Raw genomic sequence first — 24862 nt, 5'->3', positions numbered from 1 at the left:
ACCGGGCCAGAAATACGCGAGCCATGAACCAGATTCAGACCATGCGTGTATTCGTCTGTGTCGCCGAGCAGCAGAGCTTCCGGCGCGCAGCGCACCATCTCGGCGTGTCCAATGCGCTCGTCACGCGTTCGATCGCGATGCTCGAGGGCCACCTGAACACACGGCTGATCCACCGCACCACGCGCAACCTGTCACTCACCGAGGCGGGCGTGCGCTACCTCGACGGTTGCCGCGCGCTGCTCGAGGAATTCGACCACCTCGAGTCGTCCGTCGCGCATGCCGTGCGCGAACCGGCCGGCACGCTGCGCGTCGTCGCGTCGGGCCTGCTGTCGCCGCTCGCGCTGACGCCGCTCGTCAGCAGCTTCCGGCACCGCTACCCTGAACTGCGCGTGCAGCTGACCGTCGCCGAAGGGCCGCTCGACGTGCTCGATTCCGGCTACGACGTCGGCATCGTCACGGGCAACCGGCTCGACGGCAACCCGTCGCTGATCGGCCATGCGCTCGCGCCGAACCCGTTCGTCGCCTGCGCGGCGCCGGCCTATCTCGACCGGCGCGGCGAGCCGCGCGCGCCCGACGACCTGCCGGGCCACGACTGGGTCGCGCTCGCCCCGCACCAGCACGCGCCCGCGTGGCAGCTGGTCGGCCACGACGGCGTCGCACATTCCGTCACGGTGCGTCCGGCCTGCACGGTCAACCAGCTTGCGCTCGTCCAGGCCGCCGCCGTAGCCGGCGCCGGCATCGCGGTCCTGCCCGAGCCGTGCGTTGCCGACGCGCTCAACAACGGCACGCTCGTGCGGCTGCTGCCCGGCTACCGGATCGACGATCCGGACGCGCAACTGTCGCTCGTCTATCCGAATCGCCAGTACGTGCCGGCCCGCACGCGCAGCTTCGTCGAGCACGCGCTCGACCACTTCAGCGCGCAGTCGGCCCGCGAGCGGGTGGATTACGGCTTCCGGCGTCCGCCGCGCGGCCCCGAGCGCTCCGACATCGTCACGGGCCTGCAGTAAACTGCGCGCGTCAGCCATCGGAGGTGCAGCGTGCGCGTGATCCTGTTCAGCAGCCGGCAGTACGACGACGATTCGTTTGCCGCCGCCAACCGGCAGTTCGGCTATCGGCTGCACTTCCAGCCGTCGCACCTCGACGCGGAGACCGCGATCCTCGCGCATGGTCATGACGTCGTCTGCCCGTTCGTCAACGACACGGTCGACGCGGCCGTGCTCGAGCGGCTGGCGGACGGCGGCACGCGCCTGATCGCGCTGCGCTCGGCGGGCTTCAACCATGTCGACCTCGCGGCCGCCGAGCGGCTCGGCATCACGGTCGTGCGCGTGCCCGCGTATTCGCCGCATGCGGTCGCCGAGCACGCGGTCGCGCTGATCCTCGCGCTCAACCGCCGCCTGCCGCGCGCCGTCGCGCGCACCCGCGAAGGCGACTTCTCGCTGAACGGCCTGCTCGGCTTCGACCTGCACGGCAAGACCGTCGGCGTGATCGGCACCGGCATCATCGGCAGCGTGTTCGCGAAGATCATGATGGGCTTCGGGATGCACGTGCTCGCCCACTCGGTGCCGCCGTACAACGACGAGCTGATCGCGTTCGGCGCACGCTATGTCGAGCTCGACGCGTTGCTGCACCACGCAGACATCGTCAGCCTGCACTGTCCGCTGCTGCCGTCGACGCACCACCTGATCAACGAACAGACGCTCGCGCGAATGAAGCACGGCGCGATGCTGATCAACACCGGCCGCGGCGGCCTCGTCGATGCACAGGCGCTGATCGATGCGCTCAAGAGCGGCCAGCTCGGCCATCTCGGGCTCGACGTGTACGAGGAGGAAAGCGGGCTCTTCTTCGAGGATCACTCCGACCAGCCGCTGCAGGACGACGTGCTCGCGCGCCTGCTGACGTTCCCGAACGTGATCGTCACGTCGCACCAGGCGTTCTTCACGCGCGAGGCGCTGGCGGAGATCGCGCATACGACGCTGCTGAACATCGAGGCCTGGCATGCGGGCACGCCGCAGAACGTCGTGACGGCGATTCGCTGACAAATCGACGAAATTGGCTCATTTGATGGTTGCCGGCGCCACCGCAATCGTTTGCTTGCGCACACTGCTGCGCAACCGGCCTTTTTCATGAACAATTTCGCGCTTTGTTTCGACTGATGTAACGATTCCCGCGCGCCGTCTGCTATCGTTGCGCCGACGTTACCCCGCCGCCTTCCGCTCATGCGTTTCGACGACTCCGACATCGCCGCCGTCTACCGCGCCATTTTCGAACGGCGCGACATGCGCCATTTCACGCCGGCGCCCGTCGATCCGGCCGTGCTCGCGCGCTTGCTGCGCGCGGCGCACCACGCGCCGAGCGTCGGCTTCATGCAGCCGTGGCGCTTCATCCGCATCACCGATCCCGCGCTGCGCACCGCGATCCACGCGCTGGTCGAGGCCGAGCGCCGCGCGACCGCCGACGCGCTCGGCGAGCGCCAGGACGAGTTCATGCGGCTGAAGGTCGAAGGCGTGCGCGAATGCGGCGAGCTGCTGGTCGTCGCGCTTGCCGACGGTCGCGAGCGCCACGTATTCGGCCGCCGCACGCTGCCGGAGATGGATCTCGCGTCCGCCGCGTGCGCGATCCAGAACATGTGGCTCGCGGCGCGCGCGGAAGGGCTCGGGATGGGCTGGGTGTCGCTGTTCGACGTCGATGCGCTGCGCACGCTGCTGCGGATGCCCGATGGCGCGAAGCCGATCGCCGTGCTGTGCGTCGGACACGTCGACGCGTTCTATGCGAAGCCGATGCTCGAGCAGGAGCGCTGGGCCGCGCGGATGCCGATCGAAGCATGCCTGTTCGAAAACGGCTGGGACGATCCGGCCGCGATCGATGCCGCCGGATCGCCCGCGTCGCCTGCGGACGCAAATGCGCCTCGCACATCGGACGCCAGCGCCGAACCGGCGCGCTCCGCCGTGCTCACCGACGCGTCACCCGAACGGCTAGCCTGACGCGCGGCGCGGCAGCCACCATCGTTCCGCCCCCGGTAAATCCGCGTCCACGCACAAGCACCGATTCCCACACTGTGAGCTTCCCGCCCACTGCCCCGTCGCACGCCGGCAACATCCGTTTTGGCCCCGAGCATAAGGGTTTTCACTGAAGTAGAATCGCGCTGTCGTTCGCCTTCCCGTCCGCCCGTCCCGCGCATCCTGCGCCAGCCCGAGCGGCGGCTTTTCCCGAGCCTACCGCGATGCCCTTGCCTCTTTTCGCCCTTGCCGTCGCCGCTTTTGGAATCGGTACCACCGAATTCGTGATCATGGGGCTGCTGCCCAACGTCGCACGCGACCTCGGCGTGTCGATTCCGGCCGCCGGGATGCTCGTGTCGGGCTACGCGCTCGGCGTGACGATCGGCGCGCCGATCCTCGCGATCGTCACCGCGAAGATGCCGCGCAAGCGCGCGCTGATGGGCCTGATCGGGCTGTTCATCGCGGGCAACCTGTTCTGCGCGATCGCACCGGGCTATGCGGTGCTGATGGCCGCGCGCGTCGTCACCGCGTTCTGCCACGGCGCGTTCTTCGGGATCGGCTCGGTGGTCGCGAGCAACCTCGTCGCGCCGAACCGCCGCGCGCAGGCAATCGCGCTGATGTTCACGGGCCTCACGCTCGCGAACGTACTCGGCGTGCCGCTCGGCACCGCGCTCGGCCAGGCGTTCGGCTGGCGCGCGACGTTCTGGGCCGTCACCGGCATCGGCATCGCCGCGGCCGCCGCGCTCGCGGTCTGCCTGCCCAAGAACCTCGCGATGCCCGACACCAGCATCACGCGCGAATTCAGCGTGCTGAAGCACCCGCAGGTGCTGATGGTGCTCGGCATCAGCGTGCTCGCGTCCGCGAGCCTGTTCAGCGTGTTCACGTACATCACGCCGATCCTCGAGGACGTGACCGGCTTCTCGCCGCGTCAGGTCACCTACGTGCTGCTGCTGTTCGGCCTCGGGCTGACGGTCGGCGGCACGCTCGGCGGCAAGCTGGCCGACTGGCGCCGGATGCCGTCGCTGATCGCGACGCTCGCGCTGATCGGTATCGTCCTCGCGCTGTTCGCAGGCACGATGCATTTGCCGTTCGCCGCGCTCGCAACGATCTTCGTGTGGGGCATCCTCGCGTTCGCGATCGTTCCGCCGCTGCAGATCCTGATCGTCGATCGCGCGAGCGACGCACCGAACCTCGCGTCGACACTGAACCAGGGCGCGTTCAACCTCGGCAACGCGACGGGTGCGTGGCTCGGCGGGATGGCGATCGGCTCCGGCGTGTCGCTCGTGAGCCTGCCGTGGGTCGGCGTCGCGATGGCTGTCGCGGCGCTGGCGCTCACGCTGTGGTCCGCGTCGCTCGAACGCCGCCCGCTGGCCGCGCCGACCGAATACGTGTAACGCAACCGCGCGCATTCGTTGCGCGCGCAACCCCATTCGAACCTGATGGCCTTCATGGACCTTTCAAGGTCCGCGGTGTAGCATCCCGCCCGATGAAAGCCATTCTCAATCGTGATTTCCTCGCGCTCATCCTGAGCGTCGCGGTCGTCGGCCTCGGGACCGGCGCCACGCTGCCGCTCACCGCGCTCGCACTGACCGAAGCCGGACACGGCACCAACGTCGTCGGCATGCTGACCGCTGCGCAGGCGCTCGGCGGCCTCGCGATCGTCCCGTTCGTCACCGCGCTCGCGCGGCACATCGGCTCGCGCCGCGCGATCGTCGTGTCGGTCGTGCTGCTCGCGGCAGCCACCGCGCTGATGCAGTTCACGTCGAACCTGATCCTGTGGGGTGTGCTGCGCGTGCTGTGCGGCGCCGCGCTGATGCTGTTGTTCACGATCGGCGAGGCGTGGGTCAACCAGCTCGCCGACGATTCGACGCGCGGCCGCGTCGTCGCGATCTACGCGACCAATTTCACGCTGTTCCAGATGGCGGGCCCCGTGCTCGTCAGCCAGATCGCCGGTGCGACGGGCATCCGCTTCGCGCTGTGCGGCGCACTGTTCCTGCTCGCGCTGCCGACGCTCGCGACGATCCGGCGCGCGCCGCTCGCCGGCGACGACGCGCATCACGCAGAACACGATCACTGGCTCGCGGTGCTGCCGCGCATGCCCGCGCTGATCATCGGCACCGGGTTCTTCGCGCTGTTCGATACGCTCGCGCTGTCGCTGCTGCCGCTCTACGCGATGGATCACGGCGTCGCGAGCGCGACCGCCGTGCTGCTCGCGTCGATCATGCTGTTCGGCGACACCGCGATGCAATTCCCGATCGGCTGGCTCGCGGACAAGCTCGGCCGCGAACGCGTGCACCTCGGTGCGGGCTGGATCGTGCTGGCCGGCCTGCCGCTGCTGCCGTTCGTGATCGCGAACCCGTGGCTGTGCTGGCCGCTGCTGTTCGTGCTCGGCGCGGCGGCCGGCAGCATCTACACGCTGTCGCTCGTCGCGTGCGGCGAACGCTTCCGCGGCGCCGCGCTCGTCACCGCGAGCTCGCTCGTATCGGCGTCGTGGAGCGCCGCGAGCTTCGGCGGCCCGCTCGTCGCGGGCGCATTGATGGAGCAACTGGGCAGCAACGCGCTGGTCGGCGTGCTGGTCGTCTGCGTCGCGGCGTTCGTCGCGGCCGCACTGTGGGAACGCCGCACCGCGTTGCAACGCGCGGTCTGATGCCGGCGCGCATCGGTATGCATCGACGCATCCGCGCTACCGCGCGCCGGTAAAACGAAAGCGGCCCGCGCAATGCGGGCCGCCCTGTCCTTCCAGATTGCGCGTGACGTATCGGGCTGTCGGGCCGCTGTCGTAAGTTACGCGTTCCGCGCCGGCAGGATCCTGCCCGCGCAGGTGCCGAAGCCGACGCGATAGCCGTCGCCCTGGCACCATCCGGCGAGCGTCAGCTCGTCACCATCCTCGATGAACGCACGGCTGCCGCCGCCGTCCAGCGCAACCGGCTCCTTGCCGTTCCACGTCAGTTCGAGCAGGCTGCCGAACGAATCCTTCGTCGGCCCGCTGATCGTGCCCGAACCCATCAGGTCGCCGACCCGCGTGTTGCAGCCCGCGACCGTGTGATGCGCGAGCTGCTGCGCCATCGACCAGTACATGTGCTTGAAGTTCGTGCGGCAGATCGACGTCGCGTGCGTTGCCCCTTCCGCGCGCAGCGTCACTTCGAGCGCGATGTCGAACGCATGCTTGCCCGCATGTTGCAGATACGCGAGCGGCTGCGGCGCCTGCTCGGGTTGCGCGGTGCGGAACGGTTCGAGCGCGTCGAGCGTGACGATCCACGGCGAGATCGTCGTCGCGAACGTCTTCGCGTTGAACGGGCCGAGCGGCACGTATTCCCACTGCTGGATGTCGCGCGCGCTCCAGTCGTTCAGCAGCACCATCCCGAAGATATGCGCCTCTGCGTCCTCGCACGCGATCGGCTCGCCGAGCGCGTTGCCCTTGCCGACGATGAAACCCGTCTCCAGTTCGATGTCGAGCTTGCGGCACGCGCCAAATACCGGACGCTCCTGGTCGGGCAGCTTCAGTTGCCCGTTCGGGCGCCGCACCGGCGTGCCGCTCACGACCACCGACGACGCGCGACCGTTGTAGCCGATCGGCATCTCCGACCAGTTCGGCAGCAGCGCATTCTTCGGATCGCGGAACATCGAACCGACGTTGGTCGCGTGCTCCTTCGACGAATAGAAATCGGTGTAGCCGGGAATCTCGACCGGCAGATGCAGCGTCGCGTCGCGCTGCGCGACGAGCACCTGCGCGCGCAGCGCCGCATCGTCGCGCAGCCGTGTGTTGTCGCGCGAGAACAGGTCCGACAGTTGCACGCGCACGCTGCGCCATGCATCGCGACCAAGCGCGATGAACGCGTTGAGCGTCGGTGCGGCGAACGCATCGGCGCCGGCCGGCAGCGTCACGAGGCCCGCGCGCGCGAGCGCCGCGAGATCGACGATCTGGTCGCCGAGCGCGACGCCCGCACGGCGCGCCGCCTGCTTCGCGTCGCTGAAGATCCCGAACGGCAGGTTCTGGATCGGGAAATCGCAGGCGGGATCGTTCGCCGTGTCGACCCAGCTCTTGCGGGCCGGGTCGAGCGTCGCGCGCCAGTCTTGGGTATCGCTCATCGTTGCTCCGGATTGAAGTGTTTCTTGATGCCTTGCCAACATTCGAAGTAGTCCGCCTGCAGCTGCGCGGTGTCGAGCGCGTAGCGCGTCGGCCGGATCAGCGTGCGGGTCTCGAACATGAACGCCATCGTCGCGTCGACCTTGTGCGGCTTCGTCGTGTCGCTCGCGGACGCCTTCTCGAACGTGTCCGCGTCGGGCCCGTGGCCCGACATGCAGTTGTGCAGGCTCGCGCCGCCCGGCACGAAGCCTTCGGCCTTCGCGTCGTACGCGCCGTGCACGAGCCCCATGAACTCGCTCGCGACGTTGCGGTGGAACCATGGCGGGCGGAACGTATCCTCGGCCGCGAGCCAGCGCGGCGGGAAGATCACGAAGTCGATCGTGTCGACGCCCGGCGTATCGCTCTGCGACTGCAGCACCAGGAAGATCGACGGATCAGGATGGTCGAAGCTGATCGAGCCGATCGTGTTGAACAGGCGCAGGTCGTATTTGTACGGTGCGTAGTTGCCGTGCCACGCGACGACGTCGAGCGGCGAATGGCCGATGTCCGCGCGCCACAGGCGCCCGTTCAGCTTCGCGATCAGCTCGAACGCGCCTTCGCGATCCTCGTAGGCGGCCTGCGGCGTCAGGAAGTCGCGCGGGTTCGCGAGACCGTTCGAGCCGATCGGGCCGAGATCCGGCAGGCGCAGCTGCGCGCCGAAGTTTTCGCAGATGTAGCCGCGCGCGTCGCCGTCCGGCAGCGCGACGGAAAAACGCACGCCGCGCGGGATCACCGCGATCTCGAACGGCTCGACGTCGAGCCGGCCGAACTCGGTCGCGATGAAGAGCCGCCCCTGCTGCGGCACGATCAGCAGTTCGCCGTCCGCGCTGTAGAAGAAGCGGTCCTGCATCGAGCGGTTCGCCGCGTACAGGTGGATCGCGCAGCCGTTCATCGCGGCCGCCGAGCCGTTGCCGGCCATCGTCACCAGCCCATCGACGAAATCGGTCGGCTCGACCGGCATCGGCAGCGGGTCCCAGCGCAACTGGTTCGGCGGCGTCGGCGGCACGTCGGCCGAGTCGCCGAATTCCGACACGAGCCGCTGCGGGCCCGCGTACGGTTCGAACGGCCGGTGCACGGCGGCCGGGCGGATGCGGTACAGCCACGAGCGGCGATTGTGGCCGCGCGGCGCGGTAAACGCGGTGCCCGACAACTGCTCCGCATACAGCCCGTACGGCGCGCGCTGCGGCGAGTTGCGGCCGTGCGGCAGCGCGCCCGGCAGTGCCTCGGTCGCGAATTCGTTCGCGAAACCGCTCAGGTAGCCGGCGGTCGCCGGTTTCGACAGGTCAAGCGTCATCGTTTCCTTTCTCCATCAATTCATCGCGGCATTGGGCGCCTGCGCGCCGTTGCGCCGCGTTACGCCCGCCAGGCCAAGGACGAACAGCGCCGAGCACAGCACGGGCACCGCGGCCGCGTGGAACAGCGCACCGTTCGACCAGTTGAGCGCAATCAGTTGTCCGCCGACGAGCGGCCCGAGCACCGAGCCGATCCGGCCGATGCCGAGGCTCCAGCCGATGCCCGTCGAGCGCAGCGACGTCGGGTAATACTGGCCCGCGAGCGCGTTCACGGCCGGCTGGCCGCCGACCACGCAGAAGCCGCCCGCGAACACGACGACCAGCAGCCACGGCAGCGCATGCGCAACCGAGCCGATCAGCCCCACCGACACGGCCGCGCACGCGAAGCAGGCGAACAGCACGCGCACGAAACCATGGCGTTCGATGAACCAGCCGAGCGACAGCGTGCCGATCACGCCGCCCGTCTGCAGCACCGTGCCGACGATCACCGCGGTGCCCGGCGAATAACCCGCATCGCGCATCACGGTCGGCAGCCAGTTCGACAGGAAGTACAGATCGATCAGGTTCATGAAGCTGATCGCCCACAGCAGCAGCGTGACCGGCAGGCGGCCGTGGCGGAACAGCTCGGCGACCGGCGCGCCGCTCGCGGCGCGCTCGCGCACGACGAGCCGCGTGTTCGCGTCGATGCCGGCCTGCGGCGCGAAGCGCGCGAGCCAGTCGCACGCCTGCGCGACGCGCCCTTTCAGCACCAGGAACTGCAGCGACTCGGGCAGCCGCGCGACCATCGCGATCGCGAGCACGAGCGGCACCGCGCCGCCGACGAAGAACACCGCACGCCAGCCGAGCGCCGGAATCAGCGCGGCGCTGATGAAGCCGCCGAGCGCCGCGCCAAGCGTGAAGCCGCACGACACGATCATCATCCGCTTCACGCGATGCGCGGCCGGGCTGAACTCGCCGACCAGCGCCATTGCGTTCGGCATGATGCAGCCGAGGCCGAGGCCCGTGACGAAGCGCAGCGCCATCAGCACGGGAATCGAGCTTGCGAACGGCGTCGCGAGCATCGTCACCGCGAAGAACAGCGTCGAGCCGATCAGCACCGGGCGCCGCCCGATCCGGTCGGCCAGCACCGACAGCCCGAGCGCACCGAGCAGCATCCCGAACAGGCTCGCGCTGAACACCGGGCCGAGCGCCTGCTTCGGCACACCCCATTCGGCAATCACGCTCGGTGCAACGTAGCCCATCGCCTGCGCATCGAAACCGTCGATCACGAGGCACAGCCCGCACAACACGAGCAGCATCCAGTGAAAGCCCGGGCGATGGGTCTCTTCGATCACGCGCTCGACTTCGAGCACGCGCGCGTCGGCCGGCGCCGCGCTCATTGCGCCACCTCGGCGGCCGGATGCACGGGCGGCGTCACGCCCTGGCGCGCGAGCGCCATCGCTTCGCGCAGCACGTCGGCGTCGCCGATCTGGTTCGCGAGCAGCAGGATCAGCTTCGCGTTGACGAGCTGGCTGTCGGCGTCGGACAGGTCGCGATGCATGTCGATCAGCGCTTCGTAGAACGCGTCCGGATCGGCCAGGCGCGGACGGGTGTCGAGGGAGGGCATGACGGAGTCTCCGGTGTCGTTATCGTGTCCAATGCGGTATTCAGCGGGCGCAGGTCGCGCGCGCCAGTGCGTCGGCAATCGCCTGACGGTCGGGCATGCGCGTGCGTGCGCAGACGTGCTGATCGGGACGCAGCAGGTAGAACGTGCCGGGCTTCGCGTCATAGCGTTGCGCGGCGAAACCGTCGACGTCCTCCACGACGTCGACGCCGGCCACCGGCTGCGCGTGCCCGGCCGGCACGACGAGCACCGGCCGCACCGGCGGCGCGAGGCCGTCGACGGCCTGCGCGAGCGCGGCCGCATCGCCCGGCAACCCGAACAGCACGCCGGTGAAGCCGCCGCTCAGATGCTGCAGCAGCCAGCCCGACGCATCCTGCACACGCACCGGCGCATCGGCTGCCGCCGCGCCCGGCCGCATCGCGCCCGCGAATGCGTCGCCTTCGCGGTCCGGCGTGTTCAGCGGCGAATCGGCCAGCACGGCCGGCACCGACAGGCGGCCGCTGTTCACGAGCTTGCGCGCGAATTCGCAATCGCGTGCGAGCTTCAGCGTCGCGTCGCGGAACACGCGCGACACCGGGCTCTTCGGCGTGATGAAATCGGTCGAGCGCGTCGAATTGCGGATGTTCTCGTCGGCCGCGAACTCGCGCTCGCTCGCGTACGTATCGAGCAGGCGGTCGGCCGAGCGGCCGTCGAGCACGAGCTTCAGCTTCCATGCGAGGTTGTCCGCGTCCTGCACGCCGCTGTTCGCGCCGCGCGCGCCGAACGGCGACACGCCGTGCGCGGAGTCGCCCGCGAACAGCACGCGGCCGTGACGGAACGTGTCCATCCGCTGGCAGCGGAACGTATAGACACTCACCCATTCGAGTTCGAACTCGACGTCCGGCCCGAGCAGCGCGCGCACGCGCGGGATCACGCGCTCCGGCTGCTTCTCGGCGACGGGGTCGGCGTCCCAGCCGAGCTGGAAGTCGATGCGCCACACGTTGTCGGGCTGGCGGTGCAGCAGCACCGACTGGTTCGGGTGGAACGGCGGATCGAACCAGAACCAGCGCTCGGTCGGAAACTCCGCCTTCATCTTCACGTCGGCGATCAGGAAACGGTCCTTGAACGTGCGGCCGTGGCTTTCGAGGCCCATCATCGCGCGCATCGGGCTGCGCGAGCCGTCGGCCGCGATCACGTATTGCGCGCGCAGCGTCGCGACACCTTCCGGCGTCTCGATCGTCAGCACCGCATGCTCGGCCGACTGCTCGATGCCGGTCACCTTGTGCTTCCAGCGGATGTCGATGTTCGGCAGCTCGAACGCGCGGTCGGCCAGATAACCTTCGACGTAGTACTGCTGCAGGTTGATGAACGCGGGGCGCGCATGCCCTTCCTCGGGCAGCAGGTCGAATGCGTACAGTTGCTCGTCCTGCAGGAACACCTTGCCGACGTGCCAGCTCACGCCCTTGTCGACGAAGCGCTCGCCGCAGCCGAGCCGGTCGAAGATCTCGAGCGTGCGTTTCGCGAAGCAAATCGCGCGCGAGCCGGTCGACAGCGTGTCGTCGTCGTCGAGCAGCACCACGGGCACGCCCTGCTGCGCGAGGTCGATCGCGGCCGACAGGCCCACCGGGCCCGCGCCGACGACGATTACCGGGTGAACGGCCGCGTCATGCCCGCGTGCGCGGTATTCGAACTTCAGCGTCTGGTAATCGATGCTCATGGTCGCCATCCGCTCCTCAACCCTGCCGCGCGCGCGCCGGCGCGCCCGTCGTCCCGCCCGTCGCCTGCCGGCGCTCCCGCCCGCCTTTCCTGTCACCCGCCACGTCTCGCTCCTTGCTTCCTGTTGATTCGCGAACGGCGCCATCGAGCGGCGCCCGAATGCCGCATTTCTTGATCGGCGACAAATCCTGGATTTACGAATAGTAAAACCAATTACGAATAGTGAAATCAACGTAAACCCTAGGCGCCGGCTCGAAAACGGGATAACCATATGAACGAAACGCCAAGCCGAGCGTGGCGCGCGCTGCTAATATCCAGATACGAGGCGGCCCGTTCGGCCGCCGTTTTTCCTTCTTACGCCGATGATTCCGCCCACCATTCCCGAGCTGGTCACCCGTGCCGGGCAACTGCCGTATCTGCGGGATCACCTCGTGCTCGCCGAAGGCGGCACCGCGAGCGCGAATCTGCCCGAGCGCACGCTCGGCAGCGCCTACGAACCGATCTACGACGTGACGATGCCCGGTGCGCCGCAATCGACGTCGTTCGCCGATACGATCGAGCGCTACGGCGACGAACTCGGTTTCCAGGCGGTCACTCTCGTCACGGGTGCCGCGCACGATCCGGTCGACTCGGCCGTCGACGATCAGACGCTCGTCGCGATCGATCGCCTGTCGCGCGCGCTGCACGCGATCAACTTCTTCGGCGCGCAGCGCCACGGGCTGCTGTTCCTGCGCGTGCACGAACGGCTGCTCAAGAGCGTGAAGTACGACCACGGCAAGCATTTCTCGTCGGTGCTGCAGCGCTTCGGGCTGCCGACCGAGCGGATCGTGATCGAGCTGCCGGCGGTCGCGGTCGCGCACAAGACCTTCCTCGGCTACCTGACGCGCAGCTACCAGCATCACGGCTTCAAGGTCGCGGACAAGCTGCCCGATCCGGGCCGCATCCTCGCGGTCGAATCGGACATGGCGCGGCCCGACTACATCAAGATGGATGCGGGTGTCGCGTTGCGCGACGGGATGGTCAAGGCGCTCGTCGCGTATGCGCAGCGCGTGCGGATTCCGCTGATCTTCGACGGCGTCGTCGACGAGACGCAGTGCGAGCTGCTGCGCCAGCACGACGTGCGGTTCATGCAGGGGCCCGTGTTTGCGAAGGTCGTGACGGTCTGAAAGGATGAAGTAGCCGGCGTGCGCGGGGAGCGGCGCACCGGATGCCCGTCGCGGGCGTGGTGCTGCTTGCGGGACAGGGGGATCGGATCGCCTGGCGCGGCCCGCTGCGCAACGCCTGCCCGTCAGTGCCGCTGGTTATCGCTTAAGCACTTCCGCCATCGTCGTACTTGGGCAGATCGTCGTCGATCTCGATGCCCGGGAAACGATCCCCATACCAGACATGCCACGCCGGACGCAGCCGCGACGGCTCGTCGAGCGTCGCGTAATTGATCTCGACCGTTTTCGGCGCGTCGATCAGCCGGTATTCGAGCTGCGCGCCGCAACGGCCGCAGAAGCGCCGCTCGCCCCACGCGCTCGACGCGTAGACGGTCGGCTCGCCCTGCAGGTATTCGAACGCGCCGATCGGCACCGATGCCGATGCGACGACCGCCGCGCCGGTCGTGCGCTGGCACAGCCGGCAGTGGCAAAAGCCGGCGTCGGTCGGAACGTGGGCGATACGGTAGCGGATCGCGCCGCACGCGCATCCGCCTTCCATTGATTCCGGGTGAGACATCGCAAACCTCGTCTTCGGGAAGCTGGCGAAAGATGATGAGCGCGGTTCGCTCCGGTTGCAACAGACGGCGGCGGTACTGACTCTTGCATTCGCGCGGACACCGACGTCACACGGTCGCAGCGATAGCCATTGCCGCGCACCGCGTCGCTCAGGCCGTCTGCCCGAGCCGCTGCGCGAGCGCCTTCAGCTTCGGCCCGACTTGTGTACGGAACACCTCCTCGTCCATCGACGATGCGGGGCCGCTGCAGCTCAGGATCAGCCAGCGCCCCTCGCGCGGCTCGCGAAACGGCACGGCCGCCGCGTTCACGTCCATATGCCACGCACGGAACGAATAGCAGCAACCGCCCGCCGAGAACTCGGCCACCGCGTGCTGCGCGGCGGCGACGAGCGCATCGGCGTCGGCCGCGCCGCCGGCCGCGCGATGCAGTTCCGCATAGAGCGCGCGACGCACGTCCTCCGGCTGCACGGCCAGGTACGCGCGCCCCATCGAGCTCGTCAGCATCGACAGCCGTGAACCGGGCGCGAGCCCGAGCGTCAGCGCGGTTTCGCTGCGGATCGTCTCCAGATAGATCATGTCGAGCCCGTCGCGGCAACCGAGCGACACGGCCGCGCCGATCTCGCGCGCGAGCGCCTGCATGTGCGGCCGCGCGAGATCGATCGTCCCCGAGCCCGACAGCAGCGCGTAGCCGAGCGACAGCACACCGGCGTCGAGCGCATACTTTCCGAGCGTCTCGTCGTAGCGCAGGTAGCCGAGCACGGTCAGCGTATAGGCGAGCCGGTTCACGGTCGCCTTCGGCAGCCCCGTGCGCTCTGCGAAGTCGCGATTGCCGAGCATCGTCTCGCCGGGCCGGAATGCGCGCAGCAGGTCGAGCCCGCGCGCGAGCGCGACCACGAACTTGCGTTCGTCGATCGTGGTTTCGTCGATGGTTGAAAGTGTCATCTGGTGCTACACTGGGCTCTATTTGCAAAACATTGTTCCGCACAGCGGAACTTGAGTCAAGCAAATTTCAAGCATGGGCCCGGTGAAATCAGGGACCGACCGCAAAGCATGGGACCCGCGTAAGCGCTGAAGCGCTAACGGGGGCCGACCGCGAAGCATGGGGCCCCCGTAAGCGCTGAAGCGCTAACGGGGGCCGACAGGAGATGAGACGATGAGTGCTGCAACTTTTCATTGGGACGATCCGCTGCTGCTCGACCAGCAACTGACCGAGGAAGAGCGGATGGTGCGCGATGCCGCGCAGGCTTACGCGCAGGACAAGCTCGCGCCGCGCGTCACCGAAGCGTTCCGCCACGAGCGCACCGACGCCGCCATCTTCCGCGAGATGGGCGAAGTCGGCCTGCTCGGCCCGACGATTCCGGAGGAATACGGCGGCCCCGGCCTCAATTACGTGAGCTACGGCCTGATCGCGCGCGAAGTCGAGCGCGTCGATTCGGGCTACCGGTCGATGATGTCCGTGCAGTCGTCGCTCGTGATGGTGCCGATTCACGAATTCGGCTCGGACGCGCAGAAGCAGAAATACCTGCCGAAGCTCGCGACCGGCGAATGGATCGGCTGCTTCGGGCTGACCGAACCGAACCACGGCTCCGATCCGGGCAGCATGGTCACGCGCGCGAAGAAGGTCCCTGGCGGTTACTCGCTGTCCGGCGCGAAGATGTGGATCACGAATTCGCCGATCGCCGACGTGTTCGTCGTGTGGGCGAAGCTCGAAGAAAACGGCAAGGACGCGATCCGCGGCTTCATCCTCGAGAAGGGCTGGAAGGGACTGTCGGCGCCCACGATCCACGGCAAGGTCGGGCTGCGCGCATCGATCACCGGCGAGATCGTCCTCGACGAGGTGTTCGTGCCCGAAGAGAACCTGATGCCGAACGTGAGCGGCCTGCGCGGCCCGTTCACGTGCCTGAACTCGGCGCGCTACGGGATCGCGTGGGGCGCGCTCGGCGCCGCCGAATCGTGCTGGCACACCGCGCGCCAGTATGTGCTCGACCGCCAGCAGTTCGGCCGGCCGCTCGCTGCGAACCAGTTGATCCAGAAGAAGCTCGCCGACATGCAGACCGAAATCACGCTCGGCCTGCAAGGCGTGCTGCGCCTCGGCCGGATGAAGGATGAAGGCACGGCGGCCGTCGAGATCACGTCGATCATGAAGCGCAATTCGTGCGGCAAGTCGCTCGACATCGCACGGCTCGCGCGCGACATGCTCGGCGGCAACGGCATCTCCGACGAATTCGGCGTCGCGCGCCACCTCGTGAACCTCGAAGTGGTCAACACGTACGAAGGCACGCACGACATCCACGCGCTGATCCTCGGCCGCGCACAGACGGGCATCCAGGCATTCTTCTGAGCGTCCGGATGCGACGCGCCCGGCAGCGCTGCCGCGTACGCGCATAAAGATACGGCCCGCCCGGCAAGACTGCCGGGCGGGCCGTTTTTTCATCGGATCCGCGATCCGGGCCGCCGGCCCGGTACCGCGTTCACGCGCCGCCGATGCTTACTTGTTCGGCTGCGGCGTCAGGCGCAGATACGGACGCACCGCGTTGAAGCCCTTCGGGAAACGCTTCTTCAGCTCTTCCGGATCCTGCAGCGACGGCACGATCACGACGTCGTCGCCATCTTTCCAGTTACCGGGTGTCGCGACCTTGTAGTTGTCGGTCAGCTGCAGCGAGTCGATCACGCGCAGCACTTCGTCGAAGTTGCGCCCCGTGCTGGCCGGATAGGTGATGGTGAGCCGCACCTTCTTGTTCGGGTCGATCACGAACAGCGAGCGCACCGTCAGCGTTTCGTTCGCGTTCGGGTGGATCATGTCGTACAGCTGCGAAACCTTGCGGTCCGCATCGGCGATGATCGGGAAGCCGACGACCGTCGATTGCGTTTCGTTGATGTCGTTGATCCAGCCCTTGTGCGATTCGACGCCGTCGACCGACAGCGCGATCACCTTCACGTTGCGTTTCTCGAATTCGCCCTTCAGCTTCGAGGTCAGCCCGAGCTCGGTCGTGCACACCGGCGTGTAGTCGGCCGGGTGAGAGAACAGGACGCCCCAGCCGTCGCCGAGCCACTCGTGAAACTTGATGGGGCCCAGGCTCGATTCCTGCTCGAAATCCGGTGCGATGTCGCCAAGACGCAGACTCATGATGTTCCCTCCTCGAACGGTGCTGGTTGAAACCGCGCGCTGAACAGCGCGGGAAAGTCCATCAGCTTACGGGAAGCAATGGGGCGTGCGAACGATTATTCCGTTTGATATTCATACTTTTTTATCATTTTTGCGTGGTGTCGGGGCAGGACGGGCGCCCCTGAGGGAAACTCTTCACCTCATTTTCCGCTCTGTTCATGATTACAAGTCGTTTACCATGCAGTCTTGCACTGTCGCCGTGCGTCTTCCCGGCTCGCCAGCAGGCAGGCGTTTCGCTACGATGTGAACTTGCAGCATGACAGCACGAAGGGAGTTGCAATGTCGGAAATCAACAAGGAGAAACTGATGTCGGATATCAAAACCGTTCTCGCAGACGCCGAAGACCTGCTCAAGCAAGCCGCCAGCAGCACGGGCGACCGTGCGGCCGAGCTGCGCGAGAAAGCCATGTCGCGCCTGAAGCAGGCCAAGGACAAGGCAGCCGACGTCCAGGTCGTGGTCGTCGAGAAAGGCAAGAAGGCCGCTCGCGCGACCGACGACTACGTGCACGAGCATCCGTGGACGTCGATCGGCGTTGCAGCCGGCGTCGGCGTGCTGATCGGCCTGCTGATCAACCGCAAGTAACGCGCGCTGCGCCGTTCCGTCCCGTGGGCCGCGTCGCGCGGCCCACGGGCGTCGAAGCCGGCCGGCGGTTGCCGCCGGCCGGCTTTGTCCTAGCTGCTCACTGCACGCGCAAGCACCTCACCCATGACGACAGACACCACCTCGCAGCCGTCCGGCCAAGGACCGCTGCGCCGCCTCGTCGGCTCCGCGATCGGGCTTCTGCAAACGCGCCTCGAACTGGTGGGCATCGAGCTTGCCGAGGAGAAGGAGCGCCTGATGGGCGTGCTGTTCCTCGGGCTCGCCGCAATGATGCTCGCGACGATGGCGCTCATCAGCCTGACCGTGCTCGTCACGATCGCGTTCTGGGATACCTATCGCTGGCAATCGCTCGCAGCGATCACCGCACTGTATGCCGCAGGCGGCATCGTATGCGCGCTGAAGGCGCGCTCGGGCTTCCGCGATGCGCCGACCGTGTTCGAAGCGACGCTCGCCGAACTCGAGAAAGACCGCGAACTGTTCCGCGGCAAGCCGTGAACGCAGCCGTGTTCACCCGTCCCACCTACTTCGCCGACGCGCCATGAGCCAGAACGTCACGGGCAATGCACACCGCCCCCATTCGTCGCGATCGAACTGGAGCGCGTCGCAGCATCGCGCACTCCGCAAGGAATTGCTGATCCTGCGATCCGAAGTCGAGCGGCTCGAACTCGCGGAAGCCGCCGGCGAAATGCGCCAGGCCGTCACCCGCTTCAGCTGGCTCAAGGTGTTCGTCCCCGGCCTTTCCAGCAACAAGTTCAGCCAGTCCGCAAAAAACCTGAATGCGAGCCTCGGCCACCTCGTCAACCAGTATCCGATGCTGAGTTCGCTTGCGTCGCTCGTGCTGGCGAAACCCGTTCGCTCGCTGCTGCGCGCGAGCGCGGGCCCCGCGCTGAAGTGGGGCACGCTAGGCTTTGCCGCATGGGAGGTCTACCGGATCTGGAAGCAGTCGCGAGACGAGCGCGGACTCGACGCGCACGACGACTGACAATCGACATCCCGCGCGCACGGCCATGCGCCGTTGCGCGCCTTTCGTGCGCGGTCAACGCACGCCCCAGCAAGCAGCACCCTGTTCGTCGGCGCCATCCCGCCGCGCATTGCCCTTCGTCCCGTCCGAACGCAGCGTGAAGACGCCGCAGGCATCGTCGTGCATCGGACCCGTGTCGAGCGGGCTTGCTTCCAGTTCGTAGCTCACCGGCGAGTCGCCGCCGTCCGGCCGCCTGAGCGTCAATCGATAGACCGCCTGCCCGTCCGGCGGCGCCTGCGCGAGCGCGTCCGGCAGCGCCGGCGGCGGCGCACCGTCCAGCGTTTCGAGATATTGGGCCGCCCGGTACAGCGCGGACACCGCCGACGCGCGATGAACGCGCACGACATGCTCGCGATACGACGGGATGCCCCATCCGGCCAGCGCCGCGACGATCGCGAGCACGATCATCAGCTCGAGCAGCGTGAATCCCGCCGATCGATACACGGACGCGCGCCCGTTCATCGAAGCACCGCCGCGACACGACGCCAGCGCAGCGCGACGACGCGTCCATCGCGGATCGCGATCTGCTGTTGCAGCCAGACGGAACTCGACGCATGCGCACCGACACCACGTGCGGTGACGAGGTAAGCGCGGCCGCCGGCCGGCCCCGCCCCGCGCCACGCCTCGATCAGGCATCTCGGCGGCTGCGCGACCAACGGCCATCCCGCGAACGGCGCGAATGCTTCGGCTGCTGCCATCGCCGGCATGCGCCGCCACGCGTCGGGCTCCGCGCGCGATTCGCCTTCGTTCACGTAGGGCGCCGAGCCACGGAGCAATCGCGCGGTGCACGCAGCGAGCGCGGCATCGGCCGCGTGGAATGCGATCAGCCGATCCGACAACGCACGCGTACGGCGCGACTCCGTCAGCGCGGATTCGAACCACGTGCCTGTCAGGGCTGCAACGGCGGCGCCGACCGCGATCACCGCGGGCAATGCAAGGCCCGCGTCGCGACGCCAGTCGCGACCGGCTGACCGGAAACGTATGCACGGCTCGCGCAGGCTCGTCGCCACGGCTCCCGTGCGCGCGGCCTGACGCGATTCGTCGCCGTTCGCCGCAACGCGCCCATGCGTGTTGCCTGCCGCAACGCATCGCGATATCTCCCGCGCGTACCGCCCTGCTTCGCTCATCGCAACACCTCGCGCGCGTGCGTTCCGTCGCGCAACATGTCGCCGAATGCGACCGCTGCATTCCTCAACGCGACGACGCGATGCAGCGTCAAACGTGCACGGCCGTCCTGTGCAACCGCAGCGCGACCATCGCAGTCGACTTGACGGGCCGGCTCGCGCATCGGTTCGCCGCGCGCCCGCACGCAGACATGCACGGCCACCACATCGCGCCAGTCGTCGACACGCATTGCTTCGGCATCGACGAACTGCATGCCGCCGCGACGAAGATAACGCGCGCGCAACTGATCGATTCCCGACACCACCGGCTGTGGCGTGCCCGGACGGCCGTTTCCTTCGCAGTACAGTTCGGGCTCGCCCGTCGACGGGCTGACGTGCGCATCGAAGCGGTTCTCCACCTGCACTCGTTCGCCCGACACGCCGACACCCTGCCCGAGACAATCCGACACCTGGCCGCTCACCGTCGGCCACGTCGACACGGCATCGCCGACGTACCGGATCAGCAACGCGTCCGACGAAGCGCGTACGGGCTCGCAGCGCACCTGCGCGCCGTCGCCTCGCACGCGCGCCATCGAACAGCCGAACACCGGCGGCAACGATGACGCGCCTTCGGCATCGAGCGGCCGGAATCCTGCCATCTGGAGCTGCTGGCCGATCAGCATCAGCGCGGTGCCGGCCGCATCGCGCATCCGGAACCCGTCCTCCGCGCGCCGCTGCGCAACACGCTGCGCGTGGTACAGCGCACCGGCCGCCGCGAGCACGAGGAGACCGACGGTCATCGCGATCAGCACTTCGAGCAGCGTATGTGCACGCATGCGGCGATCAACGTTCATCTGCACCAGCCTCCCGAAACGGAATCCGGACGCACGACGGCGGCTGCGCCGACGCACCTGCGGCTTCGCATCGCGGCGACGCCGCTGCATTGCCGCCACGCCAGCCGACAATCGCGTACCGGACGCCGCCCGGCCCGTCGTCGAGCGACATCGCGCCGCCGGGCAACGCTGCAGCCGCCAGCGCCGCTAGACCGTCGTCGGCTCGCGCGCCGGCGCGCGAGCGCTCGACACGCGCATCGGCCAGCCACAGCGCGCGTTCACGCCAGATCGTCGCCCGTTGCGTGCGCGCCATCGCGAGCTGGCTGCCGGCCACCGCCAGCATCACGGTGGCGAGCAGCGCGATGGCCAGCATCGCCTCGATCAGCGACGTGCCGTGCATTGCGTTGCGCATGGCCATCACGCCGCGTCGCAACGGCCGGCGACAACGCGCGCGCGGCCGCCCGCCGCAATCCGCACGCAACGCGACGCACGTGCGTCGTCGGCTCCGGACGGGCCGCGTCGCGGACGCAATTCGAAACGCCGGATTCCGCCGATCGCCTGACCGACCGGTGGCGCAAAAGCCAGATCGTGTGCAGCGCCCGCGACGGCCACTTCGGCATCGCGCGGATAACGTCGCAGCACGCGCGACTGCCCGTCGAATTGCCCACTGACGAGCCAGTCGCATGACCATTCGGCCGGATCGCACCGCTCACCGGCACGCAGACAGGTGCCGTCGTTCCCGGCCCGACACAGCGTGACGCGCACGCCGAGACGCGTCGCCTCGGTACGTGCGAACGACAGCGCCCCGAGCAACGCAAGCGAGCGCGCATCCACGCGTTCGTGCATGCGCCACTGGTCGAACGCGGGCGCCGCATAGAGCGCGAGCCCGGCCGCCAGCGCGATTGCGACCATCAACTCGACGAGCGTGAACCCGCTCGAGCGTCGCACTACTTTTTTCAAGGATGGATAGCGCAGTCCCATCGCAGTCGTCCTCCGCCAAGGTAATGCGACGACTGTAGCGACGCGTGCGGAAGCACGCCATTAGCCGAACGGCCGACTGGCGACATGCGATCGCGACCGACACAATCGGCGCGAACTGGACCAACGGAGAAGACGATGAACGGACGCAGCGCGTCAGCGCTTACGCGGAGTCTTGGCGGGAGAGGCGCGACGGAACTCTTCGATCACGTCGGCAAATTCGGAAACGTCCTCGAACCGGCGATACACCGATGCAAAGCGGACATAGGCAATCGTATCGAGGCCGCGCAACTCGTTCATCACGAGTTCGCCGAGCTTCTCGCTACGCACTTCACGCTCGCCTGTCGCGAGCAGTTGGTATTCGATGCGGGCGACCGCCGCGTCGATCGCGTCGGCAGCAACCGGCCGCTTGCGCAGCGCGAGTTGCATGCTGGCGACGATCTTGCGACGGTCGAATTCCGTGCGGCTGCCATCCTTCTTCACGACGAACGGCAGGGACAGCTCGACCCGCTCGTACGTCGTGAAGCGCTTGTCGCAAGCCGAGCAGCGGCGGCGCCGCCGGATCGCGGCGCCATCTTCGGACACGCGCGAGTCAACGACCTGCGTGTCGTCATGCCGGCAGAACGGGCAGCGCATCGTCGCTCAGCGATAGACCGGGAAACGCTTGGTCAGCTCGGCGACCTGTACGCGCACGCGCTCGATCGTCGCTGCATCTTCCGGGTTCTCCAGCACGTCGGCGATCAGGTTGCCCACCTGTTCCGCTTCCGCCGGCCCGAAGCCGCGCGTCGTCATCGCCGGCGAGCCCAGGCGCACGCCGCTCGTCACGAACGGCTTTTCCGGGTCGTTCGGGATCGCGTTCTTGTTCACCGTGATGTGCGCCGCGCCGAGCGCCGCTTCCGCTGCCTTGCCCGTGATGTTCTTCGCGCGCAGGTCGACCAGCATCACGTGGCTTTCGGTGCGGCCCGACACGATGCGCAGCCCGCGCTTCACCAGCGTTTCAGCCAGCACGCGTGCGTTCTCGACCACCTTTTCCTGGTATGCCTTGAACTCCGGCGACAGCGCTTCCTTGAACGCCACTGCCTTCGCCGCGATCACGTGCATCAGCGGGCCACCCTGGATGCCCGGGAAGATCGCCGAGTTGATCGGCTTCTCGTACTCGGACTTCATCAGGATCACGCCGCCGCGCGGGCCGCGCAGGCTCTTGTGCGTCGTCGTCGTCACGAAATCCGCGTGCGGCACCGGGTTCGGGTACACGCCGGCCGCGATCAGGCCTGCGTAGTGCGCCATGTCGACCATCAGGTACGCGCCCACCGACTTCGCGATCTTCGCCAGACGCTCGAAATCGATCTTCAGCGAGAACGCCGATGCGCCCGCGACGATCAGCTTCGGCTTGTGTTCCTGCGCGAGCTTTTCGGCCGCGTCGTAGTCGATGTCTTCGTTCTCGTTCAGGCCGTAGCTCACGACGTTGAACCACTTGCCCGACATGTTCACCGGCGAGCCGTGCGTCAGGTGACCGCCGTGCGCGAGGCTCATGCCCATGATCGTGTCGCCCGGCTTGAGCATCGCGAAGAACACGCCCTGGTTCGCCTGCGAACCCGAGTTCGGCTGCACGTTCGCCGCTTCCGCGCCGAACAGCTGCTTCACGCGGTCGATCGCCAGTTGCTCGACGACGTCGACGTACTCGCAGCCGCCGTAATAGCGCTTGCCCGGATAACCTTCCGCGTACTTGTTCGTGAGCTGCGAGCCTTGTGCGGCCATCACGGCCGGGCTCGTGTAGTTTTCCGACGCGATCAGCTCGATGTGATCTTCCTGGCGGCGGTTTTCCTGCTCGATCGCTGCAAAGACTTCGGGATCGACGTTCGCGATGGTGCTTTGGGCTCTGTCAAACATACGGTTTCCGTTAAGTGTGTACAGGTTGACCGGAGTGGCCGTGTACGGTGCGCTGCTGGCGGGACCAGCTCGACGTGGCGGAAGAATCCGTATGACGCGAAGCAGGACAGCCACCGGCGATGCACGCGACGGCACACAACGGCTGCCCAGGCGAACGGCAAAAACGGCGCCCCGCGCTTCACGGTGGGATGCTCCACCTTGAACCCGAAGGGTTCTATCGCCAGTCACGCAGGGGTGATGAGCGCGTTAGTGTATTGGATGCGTCATGAATAGGCAACCGCACGGCAGTACGCCGGAAGCAATTGGGGCCAGACTCTACGCGCCCGTGCCGAAACGCTTTGCCGCCTTGCCGCGGTGCGGCAATCTCAGTAGGCTTGCGGGATACCACCCGCTAATTTGTCACCGACCAGGAGCAGCAATGATCGTGTTCGTCACAGGCGCGTCCGCCGGCTTCGGCGCCGCCATCGCCCGTGCCTTCGTCAACGGAGGCCACCGCGTCGTCGCGACCGCGCGCCGCAAGGATCGTCTCGATGCGCTCGCCGCCGAACTCGGCGATGCCCTTCTGCCGCTCGAGCTCGACGTGCGCGACCGCGCGGCCGTCGAAGCCGTGCCGGCCGCCCTTCCCGCCGAATTCGCGGCGCTCGACGTGCTCGTCAACAACGCCGGCCTCGCGCTCGGCGTCGAGCCGGCCCACAAGGCCAGCCTCGACGAATGGCAGACCATGATCGACACGAACTGCTCGGGCCTCGTGACCGTCACGCACGCGCTGCTGCCCGGCATGATCGAGCGCGGCCGCGGCCATATCTTCAATCTCGGTTCGGTGGCCGGCACCTATCCGTATCCGGGCGGGAACGTATACGGCGCAACCAAGGCTTTTGTCCGACAATTCAGCCTGAACCTGCGCGCCGACCTGATCGGCACGCCGTTGCGCGTGACCGACATCGAGCCGGGCCTGTGCGGCGGCACGGAATTCTCGAACGTCCGCTTCCGCGGCGACGACGCGAAGGCGGCAAACGTCTACCAGAACGTCCAGCCGCTCACGTCCGAGGACATCGCCGACACGATCTACTGGATCGCGACGCGCCCGGCACACGTGAACATCAACACGATCGAGATGATGCCGGTCGCCCAGGCACCGGCCGGCCTCACGATCCATCGCGGCTGACACATCGCGCACAGCCGCGGCCCGGCCGTCGGGCCGGCCCGCGGTGTGCTACCTCGTACTACATTCCGTTACGAAACGGTTACGAATCAGGCTCCTGCGTTCCGGTAGAATGCGCGCCATGACTCAGCCTACCCGCTCCCCGGAAGCGCGTTCCGGCTTTACCTGGCCGGTGCGCGTGTACTACGAGGATACCGACGCAGGCGGCATCGTCTTCTATGCCAACTACCTGAAGTTCTTCGAGCGCGCCCGCACCGAGTGGCTTCGCGCATGCGGCATCGACCAGCGCCAGCTCGCCGACGATACCGGCGCGATCTTCATCGTCCGCAGCACGTCGCTCGACTACCGCGCGCCGGCGCGACTCGACGACACGCTGGCGATCACGAGCCGGCCCGGACGCATCGGCCGTGCATCGGTGGAATTCACGCAGGAAGCCTGGTGTGGCGACACGCTGCTGGTGGCCGGACATATCCGGCTCGGCTGCGTCGACCGTAACGGTATCCGGCCCGCGGCCATCCCGCCGGCCGTGCTCGACGCGCTGCACCGCGGGCCCGTCATCGACGCCGGGCAGACTGTACTGTCAACGAAGCTCGCATGAGCGCCGTTTAGACAAAGCCTATGAACTTGCCGTCCTGATTCGATACTAAGCAAGGTTCGGCGCCAGGCATGGCCGGCGCGCC

The 24862-nt window shown here is 67.6% G+C and carries 27 protein-coding genes and 1 riboswitch; of the genes, 12 read left to right on the top strand and 15 right to left on the bottom strand.

What is annotated here, in order from left to right:
- Nucleotides 1-23 precede the first annotated feature (23 nt).
- The 5 genes from ABD05_RS09740 (at nt 24) to ABD05_RS09720 (ending at nt 5643) form a co-directional block, all read left to right on the top strand.
- Nucleotides 24-1007, top strand: coding sequence for a LysR family transcriptional regulator (locus ABD05_RS09740; RefSeq protein ID WP_047899937.1), 984 nt, complete (start codon nt 24-26; stop codon nt 1005-1007).
- Nucleotides 1008-1037: 30 nt separating this feature from the next.
- On the top strand, nt 1038-2036 hold the full coding sequence (locus ABD05_RS09735) for a 2-hydroxyacid dehydrogenase (protein WP_047899936.1): 999 nt from the start codon (nt 1038-1040) through the stop codon (nt 2034-2036).
- A 180-nt stretch (nt 2037-2216) separates the two neighbouring features.
- Nucleotides 2217-2981 (top strand): 5,6-dimethylbenzimidazole synthase, encoded by a 765-nt coding sequence (gene bluB, locus ABD05_RS09730; protein ID WP_047899935.1) that lies wholly within the window; start codon nt 2217-2219, stop codon nt 2979-2981.
- Nucleotides 2982-3220: 239 nt separating this feature from the next.
- Nucleotides 3221-4390, top strand: a complete 1170-nt coding sequence (locus ABD05_RS09725; protein ID WP_047899934.1) for an MFS transporter — start codon at nt 3221-3223, stop codon at nt 4388-4390.
- 92 nt (nt 4391-4482) lie between these two features.
- Entirely contained in the window at nt 4483-5643 is a 1161-nt protein-coding gene (locus ABD05_RS09720; RefSeq protein ID WP_047899933.1) for an MFS transporter, read from the top strand.
- Between the two features lie 137 nt (nt 5644-5780).
- On the opposite strand, the gene fahA is transcribed toward ABD05_RS09720, so the two are convergent.
- Genes fahA through ABD05_RS09695 form a run of 5 tightly spaced genes read right to left on the bottom strand, consistent with a single transcriptional unit; the run spans nt 5781 to nt 11722 of the window.
- Complete coding sequence (fahA, locus tag ABD05_RS09715; protein ID WP_047899932.1) at nt 5781-7085, bottom strand: fumarylacetoacetase; 1305 nt, start codon at nt 7083-7085, stop codon at nt 5781-5783.
- The gene (gene hmgA, locus ABD05_RS09710) at nt 7082-8416 is read right to left on the bottom strand and encodes a homogentisate 1,2-dioxygenase (RefSeq protein WP_047899931.1); all 1335 of its coding nucleotides are present in this window, start codon (nt 8414-8416) and stop codon (nt 7082-7084) included. Before hmgA ends, fahA begins: the two co-directional genes overlap by 4 nt.
- 15 nt (nt 8417-8431) lie before the next feature.
- Nucleotides 8432-9793, bottom strand: a complete 1362-nt coding sequence (locus ABD05_RS09705) for an MFS transporter (protein WP_047899930.1) — start codon at nt 9791-9793, stop codon at nt 8432-8434.
- Complete coding sequence (locus ABD05_RS09700; protein WP_021157152.1) at nt 9790-10020, bottom strand: DUF2783 domain-containing protein; 231 nt, start codon at nt 10018-10020, stop codon at nt 9790-9792. The genes ABD05_RS09705 and ABD05_RS09700 overlap by 4 nt, the downstream gene beginning before the upstream one ends.
- A 40-nt stretch (nt 10021-10060) precedes the next feature.
- Nucleotides 10061-11722: an FAD-dependent oxidoreductase gene (locus ABD05_RS09695; protein ID WP_047899929.1), complete on the bottom strand. Its 1662-nt coding sequence runs from the start codon at nt 11720-11722 to the stop codon at nt 10061-10063.
- A 352-nt stretch (nt 11723-12074) separates the two neighbouring features.
- On the opposite strand from ABD05_RS09695, the gene ABD05_RS09690 reads away from it, so the two are divergent.
- Entirely contained in the window at nt 12075-12878 is an 804-nt protein-coding gene (locus ABD05_RS09690; RefSeq protein ID WP_047899928.1) for an EAL domain-containing protein, read from the top strand.
- A gap of 142 nt (nt 12879-13020) precedes the next feature.
- On the opposite strand, the gene ABD05_RS09685 is transcribed toward ABD05_RS09690, so the two are convergent.
- Both ABD05_RS09685 and ABD05_RS09680 read right to left on the bottom strand, forming a co-directional pair.
- Nucleotides 13021-13431, bottom strand: coding sequence for a GFA family protein (locus ABD05_RS09685; protein ID WP_047899927.1), 411 nt, complete (start codon nt 13429-13431; stop codon nt 13021-13023).
- A gap of 148 nt (nt 13432-13579) precedes the next feature.
- Nucleotides 13580-14371, bottom strand: a complete 792-nt coding sequence (locus ABD05_RS09680) for an IclR family transcriptional regulator (RefSeq protein WP_047899926.1) — start codon at nt 14369-14371, stop codon at nt 13580-13582.
- 211 nt (nt 14372-14582) lie between these two features.
- Here ABD05_RS09680 and ABD05_RS09675 point away from each other — a divergent pair, with 211 nt between their 5' ends.
- Nucleotides 14583-15770, top strand: coding sequence for an acyl-CoA dehydrogenase (locus ABD05_RS09675; protein WP_047899925.1), 1188 nt, complete (start codon nt 14583-14585; stop codon nt 15768-15770).
- 147 nt (nt 15771-15917) lie between these two features.
- Here the strand turns inward: ABD05_RS09675 and ABD05_RS09670 are convergent, their stop codons facing one another.
- Entirely contained in the window at nt 15918-16556 is a 639-nt protein-coding gene (locus ABD05_RS09670; protein ID WP_011351087.1) for a peroxiredoxin, read from the bottom strand.
- Nucleotides 16557-16874: 318 nt separating this feature from the next.
- On the opposite strand from ABD05_RS09670, the gene ABD05_RS09665 reads away from it, so the two are divergent.
- The 3 genes from ABD05_RS09665 (at nt 16875) to ABD05_RS09655 (ending at nt 18177) form a co-directional block, all read left to right on the top strand.
- Complete coding sequence (locus tag ABD05_RS09665; protein ID WP_026044969.1) at nt 16875-17177, top strand: ElaB/YgaM/YqjD family protein; 303 nt, start codon at nt 16875-16877, stop codon at nt 17175-17177.
- A gap of 123 nt (nt 17178-17300) precedes the next feature.
- Nucleotides 17301-17690, top strand: coding sequence for a phage holin family protein (locus tag ABD05_RS09660; RefSeq protein ID WP_047899924.1), 390 nt, complete (start codon nt 17301-17303; stop codon nt 17688-17690).
- 43 nt (nt 17691-17733) lie between these two features.
- Nucleotides 17734-18177, top strand: a complete 444-nt coding sequence (locus ABD05_RS09655) for a DUF3318 domain-containing protein (RefSeq protein ID WP_047899923.1) — start codon at nt 17734-17736, stop codon at nt 18175-18177.
- Nucleotides 18178-18231: 54 nt separating this feature from the next.
- Here the strand turns inward: ABD05_RS09655 and ABD05_RS09650 are convergent, their stop codons facing one another.
- The 7 genes from ABD05_RS09650 to glyA form a co-directional block, all read right to left on the bottom strand.
- On the bottom strand, nt 18232-18678 hold the full coding sequence (locus ABD05_RS09650) for a type IV pilin protein (RefSeq protein WP_047899922.1): 447 nt from the start codon (nt 18676-18678) through the stop codon (nt 18232-18234).
- Nucleotides 18675-19136 (bottom strand): pilus assembly protein, encoded by a 462-nt coding sequence (locus ABD05_RS09645; RefSeq protein ID WP_047901148.1) that lies wholly within the window; start codon nt 19134-19136, stop codon nt 18675-18677. Before ABD05_RS09645 ends, ABD05_RS09650 begins: the two co-directional genes overlap by 4 nt.
- Before the next feature lie 203 nt (nt 19137-19339).
- Nucleotides 19340-20173: a type IV pilus assembly protein gene (locus ABD05_RS09640; protein ID WP_047899921.1), complete on the bottom strand. Its 834-nt coding sequence runs from the start codon at nt 20171-20173 to the stop codon at nt 19340-19342.
- On the bottom strand, nt 20163-20570 hold the full coding sequence (locus tag ABD05_RS09635; RefSeq protein WP_141684972.1) for a type IV pilus modification PilV family protein: 408 nt from the start codon (nt 20568-20570) through the stop codon (nt 20163-20165). The genes ABD05_RS09640 and ABD05_RS09635 overlap by 11 nt, the downstream gene beginning before the upstream one ends.
- A complete protein-coding gene (locus ABD05_RS09630; protein WP_047899920.1) occupies nt 20570-21133 on the bottom strand; it encodes a GspH/FimT family pseudopilin in 564 nt (187 codons plus the stop codon). The genes ABD05_RS09635 and ABD05_RS09630 overlap by 1 nt, the downstream gene beginning before the upstream one ends.
- A 153-nt stretch (nt 21134-21286) precedes the next feature.
- Nucleotides 21287-21766: a transcriptional regulator NrdR gene (nrdR, locus tag ABD05_RS09625; RefSeq protein ID WP_006476792.1), complete on the bottom strand. Its 480-nt coding sequence runs from the start codon at nt 21764-21766 to the stop codon at nt 21287-21289.
- 6 nt (nt 21767-21772) lie between these two features.
- Nucleotides 21773-23020: a serine hydroxymethyltransferase gene (glyA, locus tag ABD05_RS09620; protein ID WP_047899919.1), complete on the bottom strand. Its 1248-nt coding sequence runs from the start codon at nt 23018-23020 to the stop codon at nt 21773-21775.
- Nucleotides 23021-23157: 137 nt separating this feature from the next.
- Nucleotides 23158-23258, bottom strand: a riboswitch (ZMP/ZTP riboswitch).
- 180 nt (nt 23259-23438) lie between these two features.
- Here glyA and ABD05_RS09615 point away from each other — a divergent pair.
- Together ABD05_RS09615 and ybgC are read left to right on the top strand one after the other, a co-directional pair.
- Nucleotides 23439-24185, top strand: coding sequence for an SDR family NAD(P)-dependent oxidoreductase (locus tag ABD05_RS09615; protein ID WP_047899918.1), 747 nt, complete (start codon nt 23439-23441; stop codon nt 24183-24185).
- Between the two features lie 109 nt (nt 24186-24294).
- A complete protein-coding gene (ybgC, locus tag ABD05_RS09610) occupies nt 24295-24780 on the top strand; it encodes a tol-pal system-associated acyl-CoA thioesterase (protein WP_047899917.1) in 486 nt (161 codons plus the stop codon).
- The last annotated feature ends 82 nt before the right edge of the window (nt 24781-24862 follow it).

This window comes from Burkholderia pyrrocinia (assembly GCF_001028665.1).
GTDB lineage: Bacteria > Pseudomonadota > Gammaproteobacteria > Burkholderiales > Burkholderiaceae > Burkholderia > Burkholderia pyrrocinia.
The sequence above is the reverse complement of the archived record's forward strand: the minus strand, read 5'-3'. Positions and strand labels throughout refer to the sequence as shown.

Bases quoted from the DNA above. Each gene is read 5' to 3' on its own strand.
- ABD05_RS09740 (WP_047899937.1), top strand. From the start codon at position 24: ATGAACCAGATTCAGACCATGCGTGTATTCGTCTGTGTCGCCGAGCAG.
- bluB (WP_047899935.1), top strand. From the start codon at position 2,217: ATGCGTTTCGACGACTCCGACATCGCCGCCGTCTACCGCGCCATTTTC.
- ABD05_RS09725 (WP_047899934.1), top strand. From the start codon at position 3,221: ATGCCCTTGCCTCTTTTCGCCCTTGCCGTCGCCGCTTTTGGAATCGGT.
- ABD05_RS09720 (WP_047899933.1), top strand. From the start codon at position 4,483: ATGAAAGCCATTCTCAATCGTGATTTCCTCGCGCTCATCCTGAGCGTC.
- fahA (WP_047899932.1), bottom strand. From the start codon at position 7,085: ATGAGCGATACCCAAGACTGGCGCGCGACGCTCGACCCGGCCCGCAAG.
- hmgA (WP_047899931.1), bottom strand. From the start codon at position 8,416: ATGACGCTTGACCTGTCGAAACCGGCGACCGCCGGCTACCTGAGCGGT.
- ABD05_RS09705 (WP_047899930.1), bottom strand. From the start codon at position 9,793: ATGAGCGCGGCGCCGGCCGACGCGCGCGTGCTCGAAGTCGAGCGCGTG.
- ABD05_RS09700 (WP_021157152.1), bottom strand. From the start codon at position 10,020: ATGCCCTCCCTCGACACCCGTCCGCGCCTGGCCGATCCGGACGCGTTC.
- ABD05_RS09695 (WP_047899929.1), bottom strand. From the start codon at position 11,722: ATGGCGACCATGAGCATCGATTACCAGACGCTGAAGTTCGAATACCGC.
- ABD05_RS09690 (WP_047899928.1), top strand. From the start codon at position 12,075: ATGATTCCGCCCACCATTCCCGAGCTGGTCACCCGTGCCGGGCAACTG.
- ABD05_RS09685 (WP_047899927.1), bottom strand. From the start codon at position 13,431: ATGTCTCACCCGGAATCAATGGAAGGCGGATGCGCGTGCGGCGCGATC.
- ABD05_RS09680 (WP_047899926.1), bottom strand. From the start codon at position 14,371: ATGACACTTTCAACCATCGACGAAACCACGATCGACGAACGCAAGTTC.
- ABD05_RS09675 (WP_047899925.1), top strand. From the start codon at position 14,583: ATGAGTGCTGCAACTTTTCATTGGGACGATCCGCTGCTGCTCGACCAG.
- ABD05_RS09670 (WP_011351087.1), bottom strand. From the start codon at position 16,556: ATGAGTCTGCGTCTTGGCGACATCGCACCGGATTTCGAGCAGGAATCG.
- ABD05_RS09665 (WP_026044969.1), top strand. From the start codon at position 16,875: ATGTCGGAAATCAACAAGGAGAAACTGATGTCGGATATCAAAACCGTT.
- ABD05_RS09660 (WP_047899924.1), top strand. From the start codon at position 17,301: ATGACGACAGACACCACCTCGCAGCCGTCCGGCCAAGGACCGCTGCGC.
- ABD05_RS09655 (WP_047899923.1), top strand. From the start codon at position 17,734: ATGAGCCAGAACGTCACGGGCAATGCACACCGCCCCCATTCGTCGCGA.
- ABD05_RS09650 (WP_047899922.1), bottom strand. From the start codon at position 18,678: ATGAACGGGCGCGCGTCCGTGTATCGATCGGCGGGATTCACGCTGCTC.
- ABD05_RS09640 (WP_047899921.1), bottom strand. From the start codon at position 20,173: ATGAACGTTGATCGCCGCATGCGTGCACATACGCTGCTCGAAGTGCTG.
- ABD05_RS09635 (WP_141684972.1), bottom strand. From the start codon at position 20,570: ATGGCCATGCGCAACGCAATGCACGGCACGTCGCTGATCGAGGCGATG.
- ABD05_RS09630 (WP_047899920.1), bottom strand. From the start codon at position 21,133: ATGGGACTGCGCTATCCATCCTTGAAAAAAGTAGTGCGACGCTCGAGC.
- nrdR (WP_006476792.1), bottom strand. From the start codon at position 21,766: ATGCGCTGCCCGTTCTGCCGGCATGACGACACGCAGGTCGTTGACTCG.
- glyA (WP_047899919.1), bottom strand. From the start codon at position 23,020: ATGTTTGACAGAGCCCAAAGCACCATCGCGAACGTCGATCCCGAAGTC.
- ABD05_RS09615 (WP_047899918.1), top strand. From the start codon at position 23,439: ATGATCGTGTTCGTCACAGGCGCGTCCGCCGGCTTCGGCGCCGCCATC.
- ybgC (WP_047899917.1), top strand. From the start codon at position 24,295: ATGCGCGCCATGACTCAGCCTACCCGCTCCCCGGAAGCGCGTTCCGGC.